This window comes from Dolichospermum compactum NIES-806, from assembly GCF_002368115.1.
In the GTDB taxonomy this organism is placed as follows: Bacteria; Cyanobacteriota; Cyanobacteriia; order Cyanobacteriales; family Nostocaceae; genus Dolichospermum; species Dolichospermum compactum.
In genome coordinates this window covers 885566-905567 of sequence record NZ_AP018316.1, presented here as the reverse complement: position 1 = coordinate 905567, position 20002 = coordinate 885566, and the positions used below count along the sequence as shown (strand labels likewise).

Below are 20002 nucleotides of genomic sequence, written 5' to 3'. Positions count from 1 at the left end.
AGATTTTTAGTGTGACACTTGCGTAAGTCCTATTTCAGTAGCTTTCACCAGTAATGTTGATAAATCATCCTTGTCAACATTTATTAATTGATAGCGGTTAATGAGTTGTTTACGAATACTTTCCAGAAATAATTCAGGACTATTACGATTTTATTGTAAGTTGTTGAAATAACAAATTGTTTTATGTTCAAAAACGTATTTTGCAGCGATGGTACTTTTACCCATTCCTGCATCACCGATAACTGTAAAATAGCCTTTTTTATTGGTGTTGATGAAGTTTTCAAAGGCAGCAAATACAAATCCGCGACCGCAGAAGGATTTGATTTTTTCGGTGATTAGTGATTGAAATTCTGGTGGATAGGTATATGAAATTGTCTGCTTGTCTTGAGAAGCAATTAATTTGTTTAATATTTCTTTTATTTCCTGTGTATCTTTCCCTATTTCCTCAATTTTTTGATGGCTAAGTATCTCTAATGGCTTACCACTTAGTCTTACTAAATCTATAAAAATATTTTTAAATTCTTCTAACTCTTGATCTAAATCAATATTTAATTTTTTTATTTTCTTTCCTAAAGTATTCCAACCTAATTCTTTCTCTGTGTCTGTCCATCCAAAAATCTCATTTAAAGAAGTTTTAAATATTTGATTATCTTCTTTATAAAAACTCTTGTCGAAAGCTTTTTTAATTGCATCTTTTAGAAAAAGTTCTGCTATTATGTCTGAGTCATTCCATTGATCTTCAGTTTTAGATTGGTCATATTTAATAACAGCACAAGCATAAATAATATCAAAATTCTGTTGTGGATGTTCTGTTTGATCAAAGTTAAAATCCTGCAACATCTTGATAATAGCAGGATTGCTTCTAATCTTATTAACAGCAATAGGAGCAGCAGCACCAAAAATACGAATAATTGCGGTCACAAAAGGTTGACTAGGGTTAAAGTTCATACTATTTCTTTAATCTATATTCAACTAGGCATGATTATACTTTATCATACTGTAAACATTACCCTTTATTTTTAAACATTTATTAAGTATTTATCCAGATACTTCATGCAAAATTGGTAAGGGTTTAGCATTGCTAAACCCCTACGACAACACAATATTTTTTATCTGGTATATCTCGTTCCCAGTCAGAGACCTGGGAATGAATAAGATAAGGCTCTGGCTTCAATGAGATAAGATGGAGGCAGAGCCGAGCCTCATCAACTGCATTCCTAGTCAGAGACTAGGAACGAGATAAAGATTTATTATTTTCAGTTATTATTTGGTATATACCCTATAAAATTATGTGTTTCCCGCACTGTTATGGAAAATCAATTGGGATTCTTGCTGAAGTTGCTATTATTTTCGACTTTGATCTCCATATTAATTAAATATGCTGCTCCATTTTTATGGATTCCCGCAACGGTGACAAATGTGTTAATTATGATTTTATCACCAACTATAATTATGGCGATCGCTCTACTGTGGCGAATACCAAGACAAAAGCAAAATTAACAAGAAAAATATAGTCAGTGTTGCTAAAATCAGCTAACCTAACTGCATTGTCATCAAAAAGCATTTTACCAAGCTGGGAGTCTTGCTTGTGAACCTTGGTCAATGGATAGGTTTAATTGCCTTAGTTATATCTCTATATATATTGTGGCAACTTCGTGATGTTCTGCTACTAATATTTGCGGCGGTTGTTTTAGCGACGACTTTAAATCGTCTCGCCCGACGCTTTCAAAGTTTAGGAATAAAACGAGGATTAGCAGTTTTATTAGCTGTAGGGATTTTCTTTGCTGGTGTTGTCTGTTTTTTCTGGTTGATTGTACCACCCTTTGTCCAGCAATTTCATGAACTTACCTATAGAGTTCCCCAAGGATTTGGGCGTTTGAATAGTTGGATTGATGTCCAAAGAACTCATATTCCTGCACAATTATTACCTTATATACCGGATCTAAATAGTTTAATTGAACAAGCCCAACCGCTATTTAATCGCCTCTTAGGTAATTCTTTTGCTTTTGTTTCTGGATCGTTAGAAGTTGTTCTCAAAATTTTATTAGTCCTGGTGTTAACAGGAATGTTTTTAGTTAATCCTGATGCTTATCAAAAAGTATTTATTCGCATATTTCCCTCCTTTTATCGGCGGCGGGTAGGGGGGATTGTACAGGAATGTGAAGTTTCTTTAGGAGGATGGGTGACTGGTGCTTCTATTGGTGTTTTGGTGGTAGGGCTGATGAGTTTGGTGGGTTTATCAATTTTAGGAGTGAAGGCTGCACTAGCTTTGTCCGTGTTAGCGGGATTTATGAATTTAATTCCTAATTTGGGTCCAACTATGAGTGTAGTCCCAGCAATGGCGATCGCTCTTTTAGATAATCCCTGGAAAGCTGTTGCTGTTTTTATTCTCTACTTTTTTATTCAACAGGCTGAGAGCAATTTCATCACGCCTGTAGTTATGGCACATCAAGTATCTTTACTACCAGCCGTGACTTTAATTTCTCAGTTATTTTTTGTGACATTTTTTGGATTTTTAGGATTATTTTTAGCACTTCCTCTGACGGTTGTTGCCAAAATTTGGGTACAAGAAGTATTGATTAAAGATGTTTTAGACCAATGGAATAATGATGAAGAAAATCATACGGAATTAGTGATAGTTGAAGAATATTCCGATATTCATGATGAAGTTTAGGCGTTCATAAAAGATATTTTCTTGTTTCTTTTTTATAAACTCCTGACTTCTGACTTCTGACTCCTGCTATATCAACCAAAACCAGGAATTAATCGCTTTAAGGCGCGATCAGCGACATCACCATAGCGCAATTCTCCACAGAGGATTTTACCCATGATTTGAGCGCCAGAGGGACGTTTGACACCAACTTTGTAGCCAATACCAGGGAAGCGATAAAATGCCCCTGCTAGTTTTTGCGCCCAAGCCATATCATTTCCCCATTGTTCGTTAATGGCATTGGTATAGTTTTCTAGAGCGTTAATATCACCATTTAAAGCATCGTGAATAAACCCTGCGGCCAGAACACCGCTAAAAATAGAGGGACGAATACCTTCGGCGGTAAAGGGGTCAACTACACAAGCTGCTTCTCCAGCTAAAACTGCATTTTGGGTATGGAGTTTTTGGTTTCCATCCCAAATACATAGAGGATGACCGTATTGTTTACTAGTTTTGATATCTAAATTAAAAGATTTGGCATATTCATCTAAAATTTTCTTAAAGTCTTGGGGTTCGCCACCCATAAAAGTGCCGACTCCGATAGAATAACAATCAGTTTTGGGGAAGTTCCAGATATAGCCGTTTTTGATTAAGCCAAACTCAAAGTGAATTGTGGTTTTTTTCTCGACAATTGCCGGAATTTCTGCTTCTAATGCTCCGGCCAATCGGCGTTTGCGGTCTTTAAACCCTAGCCATTTAGCCATTAGACCTTTTGCACCATCAGCGGCGATGAGATAACGACCAGTGACTATTCCTGTGGCTGTGGTAACTTGCCAAGCATCGTTTTTAAATTCTATCCCTGTAACTTCTGTGTTGTCTCGTAGTTCAGCCCCTTGATTTTGAGCTTGTTGGATCAGGAAATGATCAAAAATATCCCGCCGCACCATCCAAACGGGTTCTTTGGTGTCAATTTTTGCTTCTACGGGATCGCTTAATTGCCAGGTAAAGCGCAAAGAGTCAGCTTTGGTAGAGATAGCAGGGCTAAAGTCAAAGTCAAACCATTGAGCTACGCTAGGTGACACACCACCGCCACAGGGCTTATATCTGGGTAGGGATTCTTTTTCTAAGACTAAGACTGAGCGTCCTTTTTTGGCTAGATGATATGCTGCTGTTCCCCCAGCAGGACCTGCGCCAACGATAATGCAGTCGTACATAATGGCTAATTTTTTGCGTTCTATCTTAACTTAGTTGATTTTTCAGTATATATAAGGGGTTATGAGTTTTTTTTATCAATTTTTAGTAAATGGAGTTTGGTGATTGGGAAAAGAAATTATTTTTCCCTGATTTCCCAATCCCCAGTTCCCAACCCTCAGTCCCTAGTCCTTAGTCCCTTCAAGTTACACAGTGGTGATCTCTTTTTCCTTTTCTGCAAACAAGTGGTCTATTTTTTCTGTGTGCTTGTTGGTCAGTTTTTGGAGTTTGTCTTGCTGATCTCGTGATTCATCTTCGGAGATTTCCGCACTTTTTTCCTGTTTGCGAATGGACTCGATAGCATCTCGGCGGATATTGCGAATTGCTACACGACCTTCTTCGGCATACTTGGCCGCAAGTTTAACAAATTCTTTCCGGCGATCGCTGGTTAGTGGGGGAATATTCAACCGAATCACAACGCCGTCGTTACTGGGAGTTAAGCCCACGTCCGACAGAGAAATAGCTTTTTCAATGATATTTAAGCTGCCCTTATCGTAGGGCTGAATCAGGATGGTTGAAGAGTCTGGCGTGGTAATGTTTGCCAGAGATTTCAAGGATGTTGGTGTACCGTAATACTCCACTTGGACTTTATCTAATAAACTCGAATTGGCGCGACCAGTACGAATTGTATTAAAAGCTCGTTGAGTAGACTCAACGGTTTTTTGCATCGTACTCTCAGCTTCAGCTAATTTCACAAGAACCTCCCACAAGAGTGCCAATAGATTCTCCCATGACTGCCCGGTGGATGTTACCTCGCACCGTGAGGTCAAATACTAAAATGGGGAGATTATTTTCTTTACATAGAGCAATTGCGGTACTATCCATAACTCGCAAATCTTTAGCCAAAACGTGGGCGTAGGTAAGGGTGGTAAAACGCTTGGCATCAGGATAAAGTTTGGGGTCAGCATCGTAAATACCGTCTACTTTAGTCGCTTTGAAAATCACTTCTGCTTCAATTTCTGCCGCTCTTAAGGCCGCAGTGGTATCTGTAGTAAAGAAGGGATTCCCTGAACCTGCGCCAAAAATTACCACCCGGCCTTTTTCAAGATGACGGATGGCACGACGGCGAATATATGGTTCTGCTAGTTCTTGCATAGCGATCGCCGTTTGCACCCTTGTCTGAATTCCCATTCGTTCTAGAGAATCTTGCAGGGTCATGGCATTCATTACCGTGGCAATCATCCCGATATAGTCAGCGGTTGCCCGATCCATACCTGCTGATGCTGCTTTAATGCCTCGAAAAATATTGCCACCGCCAACCACGATGGCTACCTGCACACCACTGGCTATCACCTCTCCTATTTCCTTGGCTATTTCCTCGACCACTTCTGGGTCAATGCCATAGCCTAAGTTGCCCATTAAGGCTTCACCGCTCAGTTTAAGTAAAACCCGTCGGTAATTCGTTCCCATGAAGTTCCGCTTTATCAAAAAAGTTGCAATTGCCTCCAATTTAAGATAGCAGTAGAGTGACTATCTGTGTCTATTTAGGTTGTCTTCAGAAGTTCAGAAGTTCAGAAAGAAGAAAGAAGAAAGAAGAAGAAAGAAAAATATAATTCTCCCCCTGCCTCCCCTCTCACAAGGGTAGGTTTTTAATATTGTCTGTGAAGGCAAGACTGGGAAGACTTGGAGGGAACGTAGACAAGGAAGATTTTATCCGCACAATAGTCTTTTAACGGTGTGTTATTGTTGCCAAAAAACATCATCCTGTAGGGTTTTCCTCCCTTGTCACCTTGTCCACCTTGTCGCCCAAGTCTTGCCCTCACCAGAATGTAAAAAACCTACACCTGTCAGCTGCCTCCCCTGCTCCCTGCTTACTGCTTACCTACCAGCCAAAGCAGCAACCACAGAGACTAATTGATCCGGTTCTATGGGTTTGCTAATATGGATTTGAAATCCTGCGGCTAAAGCGGCTGTTTCCTCGGTTTCTCCAGTATAAGCAGTCAGCGCAGCAGCGGGAATTTGCCCACCTGCTTCGGGACTTAGCTGCCGGATCTGACGAATCAGCATATAACCATCTTCTTCTGGCAGACCAATATCAGATACAAGTACATCGTAGCCACCCGGATGATCTCTGAATATTGATAAAGTCTCTCTCACCGATACGGCTTCTGTGACTTCAGCGCCACATTCCTCCAAGACTATTCGGAATAATTCGCGGATGTCTGGTTCATCATCTACAATCAGCACTCGCACACCGGCTAAAGATGGGGAGGTAGGGGGGGTAGAGGAGGTAGGGGAGGTAGGGGGAGTAGGGGGTTCTATGGCTATATCGGTGGCTTTCTGGTTAGTTTGCAGAGGTAGCCTAACTGTAAAAGTTGAGCCTTGACCCTCACCTGCACTGGTGACTGTGATTGTACCACCGTGAAGTTCTACCAAATGACGCACTATGGAAAGCCCTAGCCCCAAACCAGCATTTGACTTGGTTTTACTACCATCAGATTGACGGAAGCGGTCAAATACATAAGGGAGAAAGTCAAGACTAATACCTTTACCCGTGTCCTTAACTTGAATTTCAGCTTGAAAATCACTGTAATCTAAACTGATATCAATTCTGCCTTCTGGGGAAGTAAATTTAATCGAGTTAGAAAGTAAATTCCAAATTATCTGTTGCAAGCGGATCGGATCTCCGACTACAGTTTTGGAACTAGGATCTAGTCTTGATTGAATTTGAATATTTTTTGCCTCTGCGGACAAATGCACTACTTCCATAGCTGCCGAAATCACAGAAATCAGCTTTACAGGCTGGGCATCCAGACGCATAGTACCACTGCTAATTCGGGAAACATCCAATAAATCCATAATTAACAGGTTTTGAGCTTGGGCAGCCCGTTCAATGGATGATAATGCTTGTTCAGTCTTAGCTTCATCAAGCTTTTTATGAAGCAACAACCTTGACCACCCTAGCAGGGAATTGAGGGGGTTTCGCAATTCGTGAGAGAGAATAGATAAAAACTCATCTTTGGCGCGGTTGGCTGTTTCTGCGGCAGTCCGGGCTGACTGTTCTTGTTCTAGGAGGTGAATCCGTTCTGCTTCAAACTGCTTCTGTTGAGTAATGTCCTCAATTACTAGGAGAATCAGTAGTTGCTCACCTATTTGCGGCATTCGTCGGGCATTGAGGCGCATAACTTTGAGGCCGATTTGCTCAAAAATATGCTCAACTTCCACATCTTGAAACTGGGTTTGGTGGGTGATAACATGTTCTAAGAGTGATCGCAATTGAGAAATATCCCACTGTCCATTACCGATTTCAGAAATCAGGCGATTTTCTGTTTCTTCTCGCACTACCCTAAATGTGTCGTAGAAAAACTGATTAGCCGTAACCACCCGTAAATCTGTATCTAGCACCACTAAAGATTGGCGGACAGTATCCACAATTGCTTCTGAATAATCACGGGATGCTCTGAGTTGATCTGTACTATGTTTGAGTTCATCAATATCTACCAAAACTACCACAGCGCCATCAATTTTGTTATCTATTGTCCGATAGGGTCTAATGCGTAAATCATACCAATGACCATCCTGGTCTTGCACTTCCTGAGTTTTAAAATTCAGAGTGCTAATTACGTCTAGAATTTGGGCTTCTAAATCTGGTATATTTAACTTATGTTTAATATCACTTAATGGTCTGCCCACATCGGAAGAAATCAAGTTAAATATTACCCCTGCCACTGGAGTAAAGCGGCGAATCTGTAAATTACTACCTAACATGAGGATAGAAATATTAATACTACTCAGGAGATTTTGTAAATCATTACTTACCTGATTAGATTCAATATTCCGCCGTTGCAGTTCATCATTAATAGTATTTAATTCTTCATTAGTAGCCTGAATTTCTTCCTTAGCTGTTTGTAATTCCTCATTGGTACTTTGCAACTCTTCATTACTAGAAAGTATTTCCTCATTCGCTGCTTTCAAATCTTGATTAGAAGCTTGCTGTTCTTCAATAATTGATTGCAGATACTCTTTATTAGTTTTTAATTCCTGTTGTAGATCAGCAATTTCTTTAGCATAACTGTTATTTCGCTCCTGTACAGATTCAATATCGCTATTTAATGCCGGCACAAAAGTAATTGCTGGCGATGATTCCACAAATAAAACTAAAAATAAATCTTCTTCCTCATGACTAACCATTTGAAAAGGAATTATCTCAATATTCACCAGCCTAAGTAACTCATTTCTGATAATTTTTATCCCTTCTTTTCTAACTGCTGTCCGTTGCCGTTTAGCTTGATGGATAGAAGTCCGTAGATCTAAGCGTAATTCTTCCTTGGCCATTTTCAGCAAATTAAAACTGGGTATACCTGGCGCTGGTTCTAAATAGAGACTTGTTCGACCTCGGAATTGTAAAATTTCTAAATTCTTATCAACAACCACACCTACAGGAGCAAATTGGTTTAACACAATCCTGTCGGCTTGTTTCTGTATTTCTAGATCACTCCACGAAATCTGCTCACGAACTGGTATTTGCGGTTTGAGACTGTCTAGTGGTTTGTGACTGGGGATGATCTGAATTGCCAATGGTTCAGATGTTATTTTTCGACCATATATCTTGTACTTTTTATCCACTACAGTAAATAGATCAGAAAATTCCCCCACTGTTTCTGATGTACCTAACATCAAAAAGCCTGTAGGTTTAAGACCATAATAGAAGATTGGTAGAATTGTATTCTGGATAGCACCACTCAAATAAATGAGGACGTTGCGGCAACTAATTAGATCCAATCGAGAAAAAGGCGGATCATTAATCAGGTTTTGTTTGGCAAAAACACACAGTTCTCGGACTAATTTGCTAATCTGGTAGCCACTCTCTGTATGCACAAAAAAACGTTGCAATCGTTCGGGAGAAATATCTGCTATTTGGTTGGGTTTATAAATGCCAATTCTCGCTTTTTCTATCGCTATTTCATTCACATCTGTCGCAAAAATCTGGATGGGGATATTCATTCCCTGATTCGTTAAAAATTCTATTAAGCAGATAGCTATAGAATAGGCTTCTTCACCAGTTGAACATCCTGCTATCCATATACGGATAGGATCATCAGCTTTACGATGCTTAATCAGCATTGGAAATACTTTAGTTTTTAAAGCTGCAAATGCTTCTGGATCTCGGAAAAAACTGGTGACAGTAATTAATACATCTTGATATAATGCGTTGACTTCAACCGGGTGAGTTTGCAGAAAATAAATGTAATCTTCCAGATTATCTAATCTATATAACATCATCCGGCGCTGAATTCGCCGCTTCAAAGTAGTATGCTTGTAATAGGTAAAATCAACACCAGTAGCCGCCCGGAGGATCTGGAAAATAGTTAATAAAGGATCTGTTGCTTCGGTGACGACTTCACTTACTGGAACTGGTTCTAATTCTTTAATATAGGGATGAGAGCTAATGTTTACTAGTTTCTCAGCAATTTGTTGGGGAGTGAGGATAAAGTCCACATAACCAGAAGCTACCGCAGTATTGGGCATGGTACTAATCATCCCCGGTTCTTCAGCTTGGGCAAAGGTAATGCCTCCTGCACCTTTGATGCTTTCTAAACCCTTTGTACCATCTTCATTACCCCCCGACAGGATCACGCCAATGGCTTTGTCGCCTAAATCATCTGCTAAAGACAACAGGAAACTATCAACAGTCAGCGCCAAACCGCGAGTTTTTTCACGAGGATTGAGTTTTAGAGTGCCTTGGTCAATGGTCATGGTGGCATTAGACGGAATCACATAAACATGATTCGGTTGTACTTTTAGCCCGTCTTGGGCTTCACATACGGGCATTTGGGTTGTCCGGGAAAGAATATCCGGCAACATACTTTTTTGATTGGGACTTAAATGCTGTATCACCACAAATCCCATGCCAGTATCTATTGGTAGATGGTTCAATAGTTGGGTAAATGCCTCTAAGCCACCCGCAGAAGCACCAATGCCGACAATGGGAAATAAATGTTCCTCTGTTCTCTGCTGTTGGGGAGATGCTTGAGGAGTAGGATTATTAGCTGGAGATTTCTTAGTAGACCGCCGAGTATTCATACTATGCACCCGATTAAAGTCCGGGATATGAATTGAGTAACGGAAATTTTACCTTCCTAGATTTAATTTAGCAACATATAGGTTTCATGATATACGTATAAACAAACTATTTTTGAGAAGATATAGAATAAGTAGTGGGACTTTGGGTACTCCCTAATCTAAATCTATCAACAGAATCTCAGCGGCTAAAGCCAGTGAGACTTCCAATTAAAAAAATATCCCAAAATTTCTTGTGGTGCGGGCATCTTGCCCGCTAATCATCAAGGACGGGCAGGATGCCCATCCCACAAAATTGGATCATTTTTTTGTGGAGTTCTCTTACGCACGCTCACTAACTTACCATCATATGAATGAACGAAATTGCGTCGTTTTCGGCTTTGGGAATAACTTATTGAGTAGGGTGCGTCAGATAGAGGAAATCTGTTTTTTACCAAATTATTGGGTCTGACGCACCCTACAAGAGATAAAATCCACATTACATATTTAGAAAACTTTGTCAATGCGTAAGCCCTAATTTTTTTAAAATCAATTATCATTATAATATTTCCCATGCAAGCTGATACAAAGACATTTACTTCTACAGAAATCTGGACTTGGCAAGGTTTTCCTATTTGTTACCAAACTCAAGGGAATACAGGACCCGCTGTAATTCTGATACATGGTTTTGGTGCATCCTGGGGACACTGGCGCAAAAATATTCCAGCTTTAGCCGCAAATTGCCGAGTTTATGCAATTGATTTAATTGGTTTTGGGGGTTCAGCTAAACCCAAACCAGGAGAAATTACCTATACCTTAGAAACTTGGGGAGAACAAGTAGCAGATTTTTGTCGGGAAGTGGTGGGTGAACCTGCATTTTTGGTAGGTAATTCTATTGGTTGTATTGTCGCTATGCAAGCTGCAATAATTAATCCAGATATGGCTTTGGGAACGGCTTTATTAAATTGTTCTTTGCGGTTATTACATGATCGCAAACGCGTTACTTTACCTTGGCTGAAGCGATTTGGTGCGCCAATTCTGCAAAACTTTTTAGCTATTAAGTCTGTAGGTGATTTCTTTTTTAGCCAATTAGCTCAACCAAAAACTGTTAAAAATATTCTTTTACAGGCTTATGCTAACGGGGAAGCAGTAACAGATGAGTTAGTTGATATTTTGATGACACCGGCCAAAGATCCTGGGGCTGCGGCTGTATTTTTGGCTTTTACTGCTTATTCTAGTGGACCTTTACCGGAAGACTTATTACCTGTATTATCTTGTCCAGTGATTATTTTATGGGGAACGGCTGACCCTTGGGAACCTATTAATTTAGGTAAAGAGTTAGCCAATTTTCCCCAAGTTCAAAAGTTCATTCCTTTAGAAGGTGTAGGACATTGTCCTCAAGATGAAGCTCCTGAGTTAGTAAATCCGATTTTACTCGATTGGATTGGTGAACTACTAGTACCGTAGGGCGGAATTAAAAATCAGCCATTAAAAATAAAAAAAGCTGATTACACAAGCTTTTCAGAAATTTTTAATGGTTGATTGATTTACGCCCGGCGGCACTAGTACAGTAGTACAGAAAAAAGCAACTTCAGAGAAATTAACTTTAAACTATTAAGACTGATTTTGTAGCCTAGGCTAACTTACCACCATCCGTGGCGACGATGACCACGCCAGCCACCACCCCAGCCACCATGCCAGCCACCATGCCGGCCACCACGCCAGCCACCATGACCACCAGATAGAAGTTGCTGTTCTTCTACGGATAGTTCTACAACTAAATCAGATGGGATATTTTGAGATGGAATATTTTGGTTTGACATAATAATTGTTGAACTCAATTAATTTTTTGCTAGGTTTTGTACAACCATGTTTACTTTTATAAATATATTTTTGATCAATTTAATGATTCTATAGTTAGAAATATTAGTTGATAACTTATATCTTTTGATGAAAATAAATAAATTTATTTTCTGACTAGAGACAGACTACTACAATTTTAAAGCCTTATCTAAAAAAAGGAGAGAGGAGAAAGTTAAGCCCGAATTTTCGCAGAGCTAAGATACTGTGTATGCTTGATATTAAGGAATTTATCTGCAAATTTCTCCTCACCCTATAATGACAACTTTGAAAAACTAAGACTATCAAAGATAGCCGACTTAGATATTTTGCTTATTGAGAAAGAGTATTAATCATCACAGTTGCCGTTATCATCAGGATAGCTATCTTCTCTGGAATAGGGTGTAGGTTCATCATAGTCTCCGCCACATTTTTTAGGTTTACGACAAGAGGAAGGGGGAGACTGACAACATCCTCCAGATAAAAGCTGTTGTTCTTCTGCGGATAGTTCTACAAGCAAGTTAGATTTGATGTTTTGATTTGACATGATTTTTACCTCAATTAATAGGTTAAACTTTACACACTTAAATAAACAACATAGTTAGCTGTGTGTAATCCTATCTTCTATTTGTAAATGTATTTTGAGAAGATTTTATTCTCCTAAAGTTATAAATAAAGAAACTAAAAGTATGAATTAAAAAATGGCAGTTACTTTTCCGTTATCAGCACTTTTAATTAGGGGAAAAAGAGAAAGATAATTGTTGTCTATAGGAGTTCAATTAATAGTATGTGAAAGAGAACATCCGAGACTACACAAAACCTTCCAAAAATTAATTATTTTGAGTTAGTTATATCAGCTTTCTTTTTCCCCAAATGCCAGGTTGAAATTAAATGGCTACCCAATTTGTGGGTTTATTCCAGTTAATATCTCTAGGAATCACTATCATCAATGTCGACATCAATATCAATATCGGTCCCAGAAGATTTTTTGCTTCTTCGTTTATAGGGACGATAGCGAGTGCAGATTATTGGTCGTTGTCGTCCAGGTCGTTGTCCGCCAGACAGAAGCTGTTGTTCTTCTGTGGATAACTCCACGAGTAAATCAGATCTAATATTTTCATATGACATGATTGTTAGCCTCAATTTATGAATAGGTGAATAACACCTATGCTTCTTTTATAACTATTGATTATGGGAAATAAATGATCCTGTAGTTATAAAGTTTTTAGAGTTTAAATTGATCTTAGGTCATATATATATTTAGATAAATTTCTCTCTTTTAGCTCATGTTTTTTCTTTTGTTCCCCTAATTGAAAATAGAAAATGCTATTCTTTATTAAAAAAAGTTATTTATTAACTCAGACAACAAAAAATGTAGAGCAGAAAATAAAGCTGTCTCTACAAGAAGATATTTAAGTTTAAATCCAGCTATTTTATGAAAACAAATTATTTAGAAGATTTGGTAATAAATTACTCAATTTATCACTACTGGGAATAATTGTTAGCAACCCAAATGTGAAAGAAAGTGCCATAGTGAGTTGAGAAAATTTATATTTAGTGGTTTGTGAAGTAGAATCACCTGAAGCCAGTTTTAAATCACTTTTTCCTTCAGTTTCCAGATCGGTTTGTTGGAAGAATAACTTACTTTCAGCTAATAGACCTAACATAGGAGATATTTGCCCACCAATTAAAGATTCTTGTTCTGTATCAGAAAGATATCTAAATAATTGAGAATGAGTCAATCGAGTATTTTTAGGCATATTATTACTCCTTGCATAAGTAACTACTTTGGGTTAATTAATAGGGCGATAAAAACTTTGACAATATTCATTTATACAGTTAAAAACTGTAAATGCTCTCCAGGTTTTGAGAGGAATGTCTCCGGAGTTCCTTGAATTTGGACTTGACCTTTTTCGATGAGAACAATCCAATTAGCACGATGAATGACACTAGGACGATGGGTAATTAAAATTGTGGTTTTACCTATGCGATGTTCCAAAAGACGATCTAGAACATGAGCTTCACTCATAGGGTCTAATCCGGCTGTAGCTTCATCTAAAATCAGTATAGGTGGATTTGTGAGAATGCCGCGAGCGATCGCTAATCTTTGTCTTTGTCCACCGGAAAGATTTGCGCCAAATTCTCCTAAAACGGTTTGATACTTATTAGGTAATTGACTAATAAAACCATCAGCATCAGCAATATCGCAAGCTTGAACTATGTCTTCAAAAGAAATATTAGGTGTACCCAAACGGAAGTTTTCCAAAATTGTCCGACTCCAAAAATGAGGTTCTTGGGGAACATAAACTACTTGTTGTCTGTAACAATCTAAAGCAATATCTTGGATATTAAAAAAGCCAATGCGAATATTACCAGAATCTGGGACATATAAACCAGCTAATAATTTAGCTAAAGTGCTTTTACCACAGCCAGATTTACCAATTAAAGCAATGGTTTTTCCTCCAGGAAGCTGAAGAGAAAAATCATCTAATAAGTCAACTCTACCTGCATGATGAAATTGGAGATGGGAACAATTAATATCTGCCACACTAGAAATTTGTGCAGTTGGTTTTTGACTTCCTCCTACTACTTCCGGTGTGGCATCAATGACTTCTAATAGTCGAGAAACTGCCGTTTGGGAACGAAAATATTCATCAACAAAACCAACTAATGAGTTAATCAAAGCTAAAACATTAACTTGTAAGGCATTAAAAGCTAACATTTGTCCAATACTTAAATTGCCTTTAATGACCAACATACTTCCCATTCCCAGCAAGATAACACCACCAATTGTAGATATAATTTTAGCGACAGTCCCATTGATAATTGCTATTTGCACTGTGCTAAAAGCCAGATTAGCCAGACGACCAAACCGACTTTGAAATTCATCCCAAAATTGAGGAGCAGCATTTGTAGTTTTAATTACCTGTGCGCCCTTAAATGTTTCTACTAAAACACCTTGGTTTTCTGCTCCTAAGACCAAAAGACTGCGGGTTTTTTGTTGCAGAATAGGTAAAAAAGGTAAAGTAGATACAGTCATTAAACCAGCAACTAATAAAACGGCTATTGTCAATTGCCAACTATAAAATAACATTAAAGAAAAAGAAATTAAAGCAATAAAAAACTGACTAGGTAAAACAATCACAATCTGTGATACTAATTGGTTAATTTCTCCAATATCTCGTAGTCGGCTAGTAATTTCCCCACTTCGACGGGATTCATAATAATTTAAGGGTAATTGCAGAAGTTTACGACCAAATTCTAGAACTAAACCTAGTTGTAATCTTTGTCCAAAATGAGAAATCATTAAGGCTTGAAATACTTGTAAACCTCCACCAAATAAACTCATAACAACAACAGCGGAAACTACAACAGTGAGTAATTGTACATCTCCACGCACGAGAACATCATCTGTTAATAATTGGATTAAAACAGGAGTTCCCAAAGCTAGTAAACCCAGGACAATATTAATCATTAAAACCTGAGTTAGCAACCCACGATAGGGTAAAATGCGGCGAAAAAATCGCGTTATCCCACCTTTTGATTGTTCTTGGGGTTGTTCAAAAAAGCGGTCTGGATCTGGCTCTAATAAGAGCATTACCCCATTCCAGGCATTGGTTAATTCTTCTTTTGTCAGATAACGAAGTCCAACAGCCGGATCAGCAATAACATATTTTTTTCCTTTTTTACCATATAACACAACCCAATGATAGCCTTGCCAATGGATAATTGCAGGTAATGTAATTTCCGTAATTCTGTCTACAATTTCTGGAGAAGCTTTGACGGCTCTAGCATTAAAACCAAGATTTTCTGAACCTCTTTTTAACCCTAATAATGTTGTTCCTAATTGCCCAGTACCAACAGCTTCTCGACTTTTAATCATACTTAAAAAGCGTCCATAGTGTTTGGTAATAGAAACTAAACAAGCTGCTCCACAGTCTTCTTCGCTTAACTGTAAAACACACTGATAATTCTGATGAGATTTGAAGATATTAAGCATAATTAGTAAGAGGAGTTGAGTAGGTTGGGTTGACAAAAGGAAACCCCACTTTATTAACACTTTGGTTGGGTTGTACTTTCGCCTAACAAAACCTATGGTTTTAGAAATGTATTGAATTATAAATTGGTGATTAATTTGCTTTTTCTGAGGATGAATTGTAGTACAGTTTCTTGACGGGAAATAATATCAGCACGTCCTTCCATGCCAGATTTGAGATAACATAAATGATTACCTTTTCCTAAAAATAGACTTTGTGGTTCAATATTGATTTCGTAATTAGCTACTTGGGGTGAGCTGATCATAGAGTTATTTTGTGTAGTTGCTAGAATATCAGGGGCAACTGTTTTCACAATTCCTTTGAGAGTTCCATAGTCTGGATAGGGACAAGCTGAAACTTGCATTTGAACTGCTTGACCTGTTTTTACCTTATCAATATCTTTAGCAGAAACGTGAGCTTTGATGATTAAGGGAGCATCCATAGGAGCAATTTGAGCAAGAGCCTCACTAAGTTGTACAACCTGTCCAGGGTTGCGAAGTTTGAGTTGCATTAGTGTGCCATTTGTTGGGGAGCGAATTACACTTTTATTCAACTCATTTTCTATTTGTTGTAATTCTTGACGAGTGCGAATTTGTTGTTTTTGTAATTCTAACCGTTGTTGAAGTAATAGCTCTCTCTCTTTTTTTAAAGCGGCTAAATTACCTTCACCTTTAGACTTTTCTTGGTTAATTCTTTCCAAAGCCACCGTTACATTTGCATTACTGGGATTAACGGCAATTTTGGCTTTTTCTAAGTTTATTTTAGCTAATTTAACAGCTTGTTCTTTTTCTTCTTGGAGATTCTTAGTAGTAGATTTAGCTTGTTCTAATTTAGCTTGAGCCGATTTAACAGCTTGTTCTTTTTCCTCAATTAGATTGCGAGATATTGCTCCTGATGCAACTATATTTTCCAAGCGATCGCGCTGTAATATAGCCAGCTTTAAACCTGCTTCTGCTTCTTGTACAGTGGCTATTAATACCTTTTCTTTTTGTAATCTCGCTAGTTGCTCTTTTGCTAAAGTTATCGCTATTTGAGCTTGCATCATTTCTGTACTGGCTTTAATTTGCTGATCTTTATAGTTGCGTTCAGTTCCATTTAATTCAGCCTGTGCAGCTACAATGGTGCGGTTATTTAAGTTGATTTGAGCAATTATTTGAGTATTGATTTGATTAATTTGAGCATCAATTTGAATAAGTTGTAATTGATTCTGCTCGATAGTATTTTGCAGTTGTCTTTTTTGAGATTGCAATTGGGAGTCATCAATATAAGCAATGATTTCTCCCTTATTTACTAGCTGATCTTCTTTGACGACAATTCTTTTGACAGTTCCAGTCATTGCAGATTCAACTAACCGTAATTCTCCCAATGGTCGGATAGTTGCAGGGACTTTAACTGTGATGTTGTAATAGAGAACAGAAGTAAGACTCACAGCCACTACAAACATACTAATCATTACCCCCCCACCGATATGAATCCATTTACCGATATGGGGGAGAAACTCATTAGCTTCTAGTATATGCAAATCCTCTGTAGTCGAGTTATTTAAATTATAGGGAGAATTGTTATTTTGACTCTGTAAGGAGTTCACGGTATTACACCTTTGATTAGGACTAAAATAGTCTCACCTAAGATAGAAGTTACTACTACCATGCAGCGGCAAAGTAACTATCTTAGGTAATAAATTGACAGAAATAAAAACAATTAAATTTCTCTATTCACATTGTGAAAATTAATTTGATCATCGGTTATAATTTAGTGAAGGGGTTAGAGATAGTTATGCCCTAGTTGTGGGAATTGCCTTTCTCAAATCTTTGAAGCGGATTAACCGTGAAGAAAATAGGGGAGAAAAATCAAACTTTCTCAAAGTCCTCACTTACGTTGAGCAAGTTATTCTCATCTCCTCTAACCCCCGTTATTGTCTAAAAAAGTTGTTGACTAGCAATGGAGAGCGGCGAAAATAACTAACCATTAAAAATCTCTAAAAAGCTGGCGTAATTTGCTTTGGTGATGTTTTTGTTATTTATTTTCAGTTCCCCTCTGCCGTACTAGTTGAGTCCTGCTTGGAAATTAGGAAACTTATAGCAATATTTTTGCCAAATTGAAAAAACCTTGATTTGTAGGTTGGATTGTGGAACATTTACGTTCACGGATCAATAGCATTGAAACCTAACAAGTGCGTTGGGTTTTGCTCCGCTCAACCCAACCTACAAAAAAATGGCGCAGGTATTGTTATGGGCTTACTAGCCCATACTTAGGCAAGAATCGCTCCCGTTCCACCTGAGTTTGCAACTAGAGGTAGAGGTAATGGAGTGGCAATTGCAGGTGCAGCACCACCGCCGCCACCGCCACCGTCGCTTGGTAATACGGCTGGACCTAAAGCTCCGACACCAGCAGGAAGCTCTGCACCTAAACCTAAGAAATCTTGTCCCGCAGTCAGGATGGTATTAGACTTACCTGCGGAAGTAGCACTGCTACCTTGAGGACCGGATACGCTTGATCCCATTAAGAGCGATCCCTTGTTAGCATAGTTACTAGCAGCTAGTTCAAAGTCAGCCCCACCAGTCACTACTTCTTGTTGTTGATCAGATAAACCAACAAGCAAATCGGATGCGTTGATTTGATTTAACAAAATTATTAGCCTCACTTACGTAATTAGGCGTTCCATCACCTAACAACTCAACTATAAGCATTATTGCCTAAGAATTCATAAACCTACGGGTAGAAAACAAAGTTTGCAAATTTACCTCTAAAAGTAGAGACAAAATAGTTTTTAATTACTAGAATAGTATTATTAAAAGATTAATCCTAGCTCACATAAAATCTGCACAATGTATATTTGTTGTTTTTACAGAAAACTCTGAATATATGAATTTATTCGGATTTCTACTCAACAGAGAATTAAATATCTATGTTTTTAGATATCTCTAATTTTAGAAAAATCATTTTTCTATATCAGGAATTATTCAGTAACGAGAGAGTAGCTGATTTAATAGATAAGCACAGGTAGCACTACCGATAGAAACTGTTAAATTATCTATGCCCAAAAAAGAAAATGCCTCTAAAATAGTTGCAATTACGGCGACAATTAAGGAAACTATCCAAGTTTGCCAAATATTACCTTGAGTAACCAGTAAAAGAGTTACACAAATCAAATAACTAATTAAAGTAACTGTTAAAGAACCTTCCCAGCTTTTTTGAGAACCAAAAACTATATATTTATGTTTGCCAAAGCGTTTCCCAATTAAAGCAGCCAATCCATCTCCCCAAGCCATAGTCATAATTCCTAAAACTGCATATTCTGGTTGGTGTAAATACCAAAAAATACCCACTAAAACACCTATACTCACAGCATAGAAAAATGTTCCTAAACTTTGACGACCGACGCTATTAATACCAGGAAGAATGGGGAATTGATAAGATAATAAGGTGATAATAGCCGCAAAAATTGCAGATGTAATTCCCACATAAGGGGGAATATCTAACCACCAAGCAATTAAAATAACGTTACCTGTGCCAATATGCACGATTTTACGAATGATTTCTGGTTCGCTATCAGTAAAACGACTAACTACCCAAGCAATGCAGATAATTAATCCTACCCAAGCCGCAGCGGGGGCAATTTGCAGCGACAATGGGGAAAGGGTTTCTAAGCTGAGGAATGTGTTAAACAATGAGAGAATAGAGGTATTTTTAACTTTAATTCTACTTTATGAGCTTTGGATATGAAAATATTATTGATTTGGCTAATTAAGGGTTATCGCTTCTTGATTTCTCCTCTGTTTCCCCCCACTTGTCGCTTTCAACCTACTTGTTCTATGTATGCGATTCAAGCGCTTGAACGGTTTGGGGTATTGCGTGGTAGTTGGATGGCTATTATACGGATTTTACGCTGTCATCCTTTTCATCCAGGAGGTTATGATCCTGTTCCAGATGCGAAAGCAAAATCTTGTTGTGAAGATGAAGAGTGATCACGGATTTAAGGGATTACTGGATTACACGGATACTTTGATAAGTAACTTGTCCCGTAAGGATTTTGTTATCATCAATCCTCAATCACCATAAAAGAGACGCAAGAGCCGTTTTTTCACAGGATGGGCAAGTAGAATTATTAACAGCTTTTTCTATTGTTATAATTATTCCTGCCCCTTCGATTTCTTGAAAATCTAACACTTTCATATCTGGGAGATTGAGAATTTGATCTACAGAAAATTTCATAGCTATCACC

16 protein-coding genes and 1 pseudogene are annotated in these 20002 nt (G+C 38.1%); 4 read left to right on the top strand and 13 right to left on the bottom strand.

The annotated features are described in order from the left end of the window. Window positions 1-150: 150 nt before the first annotated feature. On the bottom strand, window positions 151-948 hold the full coding sequence (locus CA730_RS25420; protein ID WP_231939971.1) for a hypothetical protein: 798 nt from the start codon (window positions 946-948) through the stop codon (window positions 151-153). 360 nt (window positions 949-1308) lie between these two features. Between CA730_RS25420 and CA730_RS04245 the strand changes: the two genes are divergently transcribed. Both CA730_RS04245 and CA730_RS04240 read left to right on the top strand, forming a co-directional pair. Continuing rightward, window positions 1309-1500: a hypothetical protein gene (locus CA730_RS04245; RefSeq protein ID WP_096664403.1), complete on the top strand. Its 192-nt coding sequence runs from the start codon at window positions 1309-1311 to the stop codon at window positions 1498-1500. An 88-nt stretch (window positions 1501-1588) separates the two neighbouring features. Continuing rightward, window positions 1589-2674: an AI-2E family transporter gene (locus CA730_RS04240; RefSeq protein ID WP_096664400.1), complete on the top strand. Its 1086-nt coding sequence runs from the start codon at window positions 1589-1591 to the stop codon at window positions 2672-2674. 71 nt (window positions 2675-2745) lie between these two features. Here the strand turns inward: CA730_RS04240 and CA730_RS04235 are convergent, their stop codons facing one another. The 4 genes from CA730_RS04235 to CA730_RS04220 form a co-directional block, all read right to left on the bottom strand. After that, complete coding sequence (locus tag CA730_RS04235) at window positions 2746-3864, bottom strand: geranylgeranyl reductase family protein (protein WP_096664397.1); 1119 nt, start codon at window positions 3862-3864, stop codon at window positions 2746-2748. Window positions 3865-4047: 183 nt separating this feature from the next. After that, a complete protein-coding gene (frr, locus tag CA730_RS04230) occupies window positions 4048-4596 on the bottom strand; it encodes a ribosome recycling factor (RefSeq protein WP_096664394.1) in 549 nt (182 codons plus the stop codon). Beyond that, entirely contained in the window at window positions 4583-5311 is a 729-nt protein-coding gene (pyrH, locus tag CA730_RS04225) for a UMP kinase (protein ID WP_096664392.1), read from the bottom strand. The genes frr and pyrH overlap by 14 nt, the downstream gene beginning before the upstream one ends. Before the next feature lie 408 nt (window positions 5312-5719). Beyond that, the gene (locus tag CA730_RS04220) at window positions 5720-9925 is read right to left on the bottom strand and encodes a chemotaxis protein CheB (RefSeq protein ID WP_096664389.1); all 4206 of its coding nucleotides are present in this window, start codon (window positions 9923-9925) and stop codon (window positions 5720-5722) included. A gap of 549 nt (window positions 9926-10474) precedes the next feature. On the opposite strand from CA730_RS04220, the gene CA730_RS04210 reads away from it, so the two are divergent. Continuing rightward, window positions 10475-11368 (top strand): alpha/beta fold hydrolase, encoded by an 894-nt coding sequence (locus CA730_RS04210; protein WP_096664383.1) that lies wholly within the window; start codon window positions 10475-10477, stop codon window positions 11366-11368. 176 nt (window positions 11369-11544) lie between these two features. On the opposite strand, the gene CA730_RS04205 is transcribed toward CA730_RS04210, so the two are convergent. From CA730_RS04205 to CA730_RS04170, 7 genes are all read right to left on the bottom strand, one after another. After that, on the bottom strand, window positions 11545-11724 hold the full coding sequence (locus tag CA730_RS04205; protein ID WP_096664379.1) for a hypothetical protein: 180 nt from the start codon (window positions 11722-11724) through the stop codon (window positions 11545-11547). Between the two features lie 365 nt (window positions 11725-12089). Continuing rightward, complete coding sequence (locus tag CA730_RS04200) at window positions 12090-12287, bottom strand: hypothetical protein (RefSeq protein ID WP_096664376.1); 198 nt, start codon at window positions 12285-12287, stop codon at window positions 12090-12092. 886 nt (window positions 12288-13173) lie between these two features. After that, window positions 13174-13500 carry a hypothetical protein gene (locus CA730_RS04190; protein ID WP_096664370.1) on the bottom strand — a complete coding sequence of 109 codons (327 nt, stop codon included), beginning with the start codon at window positions 13498-13500 and terminating at the stop codon, window positions 13174-13176. Window positions 13501-13571: 71 nt separating this feature from the next. Next, window positions 13572-15740: a peptidase domain-containing ABC transporter gene (locus CA730_RS04185; protein ID WP_096664367.1), complete on the bottom strand. Its 2169-nt coding sequence runs from the start codon at window positions 15738-15740 to the stop codon at window positions 13572-13574. A 116-nt stretch (window positions 15741-15856) separates the two neighbouring features. Continuing rightward, complete coding sequence (locus tag CA730_RS04180; protein ID WP_096664364.1) at window positions 15857-17365, bottom strand: HlyD family efflux transporter periplasmic adaptor subunit; 1509 nt, start codon at window positions 17363-17365, stop codon at window positions 15857-15859. Window positions 17366-18028: 663 nt separating this feature from the next. After that, window positions 18029-18406, bottom strand: a complete 378-nt coding sequence (locus tag CA730_RS04175; RefSeq protein ID WP_096664361.1) for a CTB family bacteriocin — start codon at window positions 18404-18406, stop codon at window positions 18029-18031. A gap of 334 nt (window positions 18407-18740) precedes the next feature. Continuing rightward, entirely contained in the window at window positions 18741-19448 is a 708-nt protein-coding gene (locus CA730_RS04170) for a diacylglycerol/polyprenol kinase family protein (RefSeq protein WP_096664358.1), read from the bottom strand. Window positions 19449-19499: 51 nt separating this feature from the next. Between CA730_RS04170 and yidD the strand changes: the two genes are divergently transcribed. Continuing rightward, window positions 19500-19745: a membrane protein insertion efficiency factor YidD gene (gene yidD / locus CA730_RS04165; protein ID WP_096664355.1), complete on the top strand. Its 246-nt coding sequence runs from the start codon at window positions 19500-19502 to the stop codon at window positions 19743-19745. Window positions 19746-19863: 118 nt separating this feature from the next. Here the strand turns inward: yidD and CA730_RS04160 are convergent. Continuing rightward, window positions 19864-19992 (bottom strand): annotated as a pseudogene (locus tag CA730_RS04160) (ISL3 family transposase); the annotation flags it as partial. Between the last annotated feature and the right edge of the window lie 10 nt (window positions 19993-20002).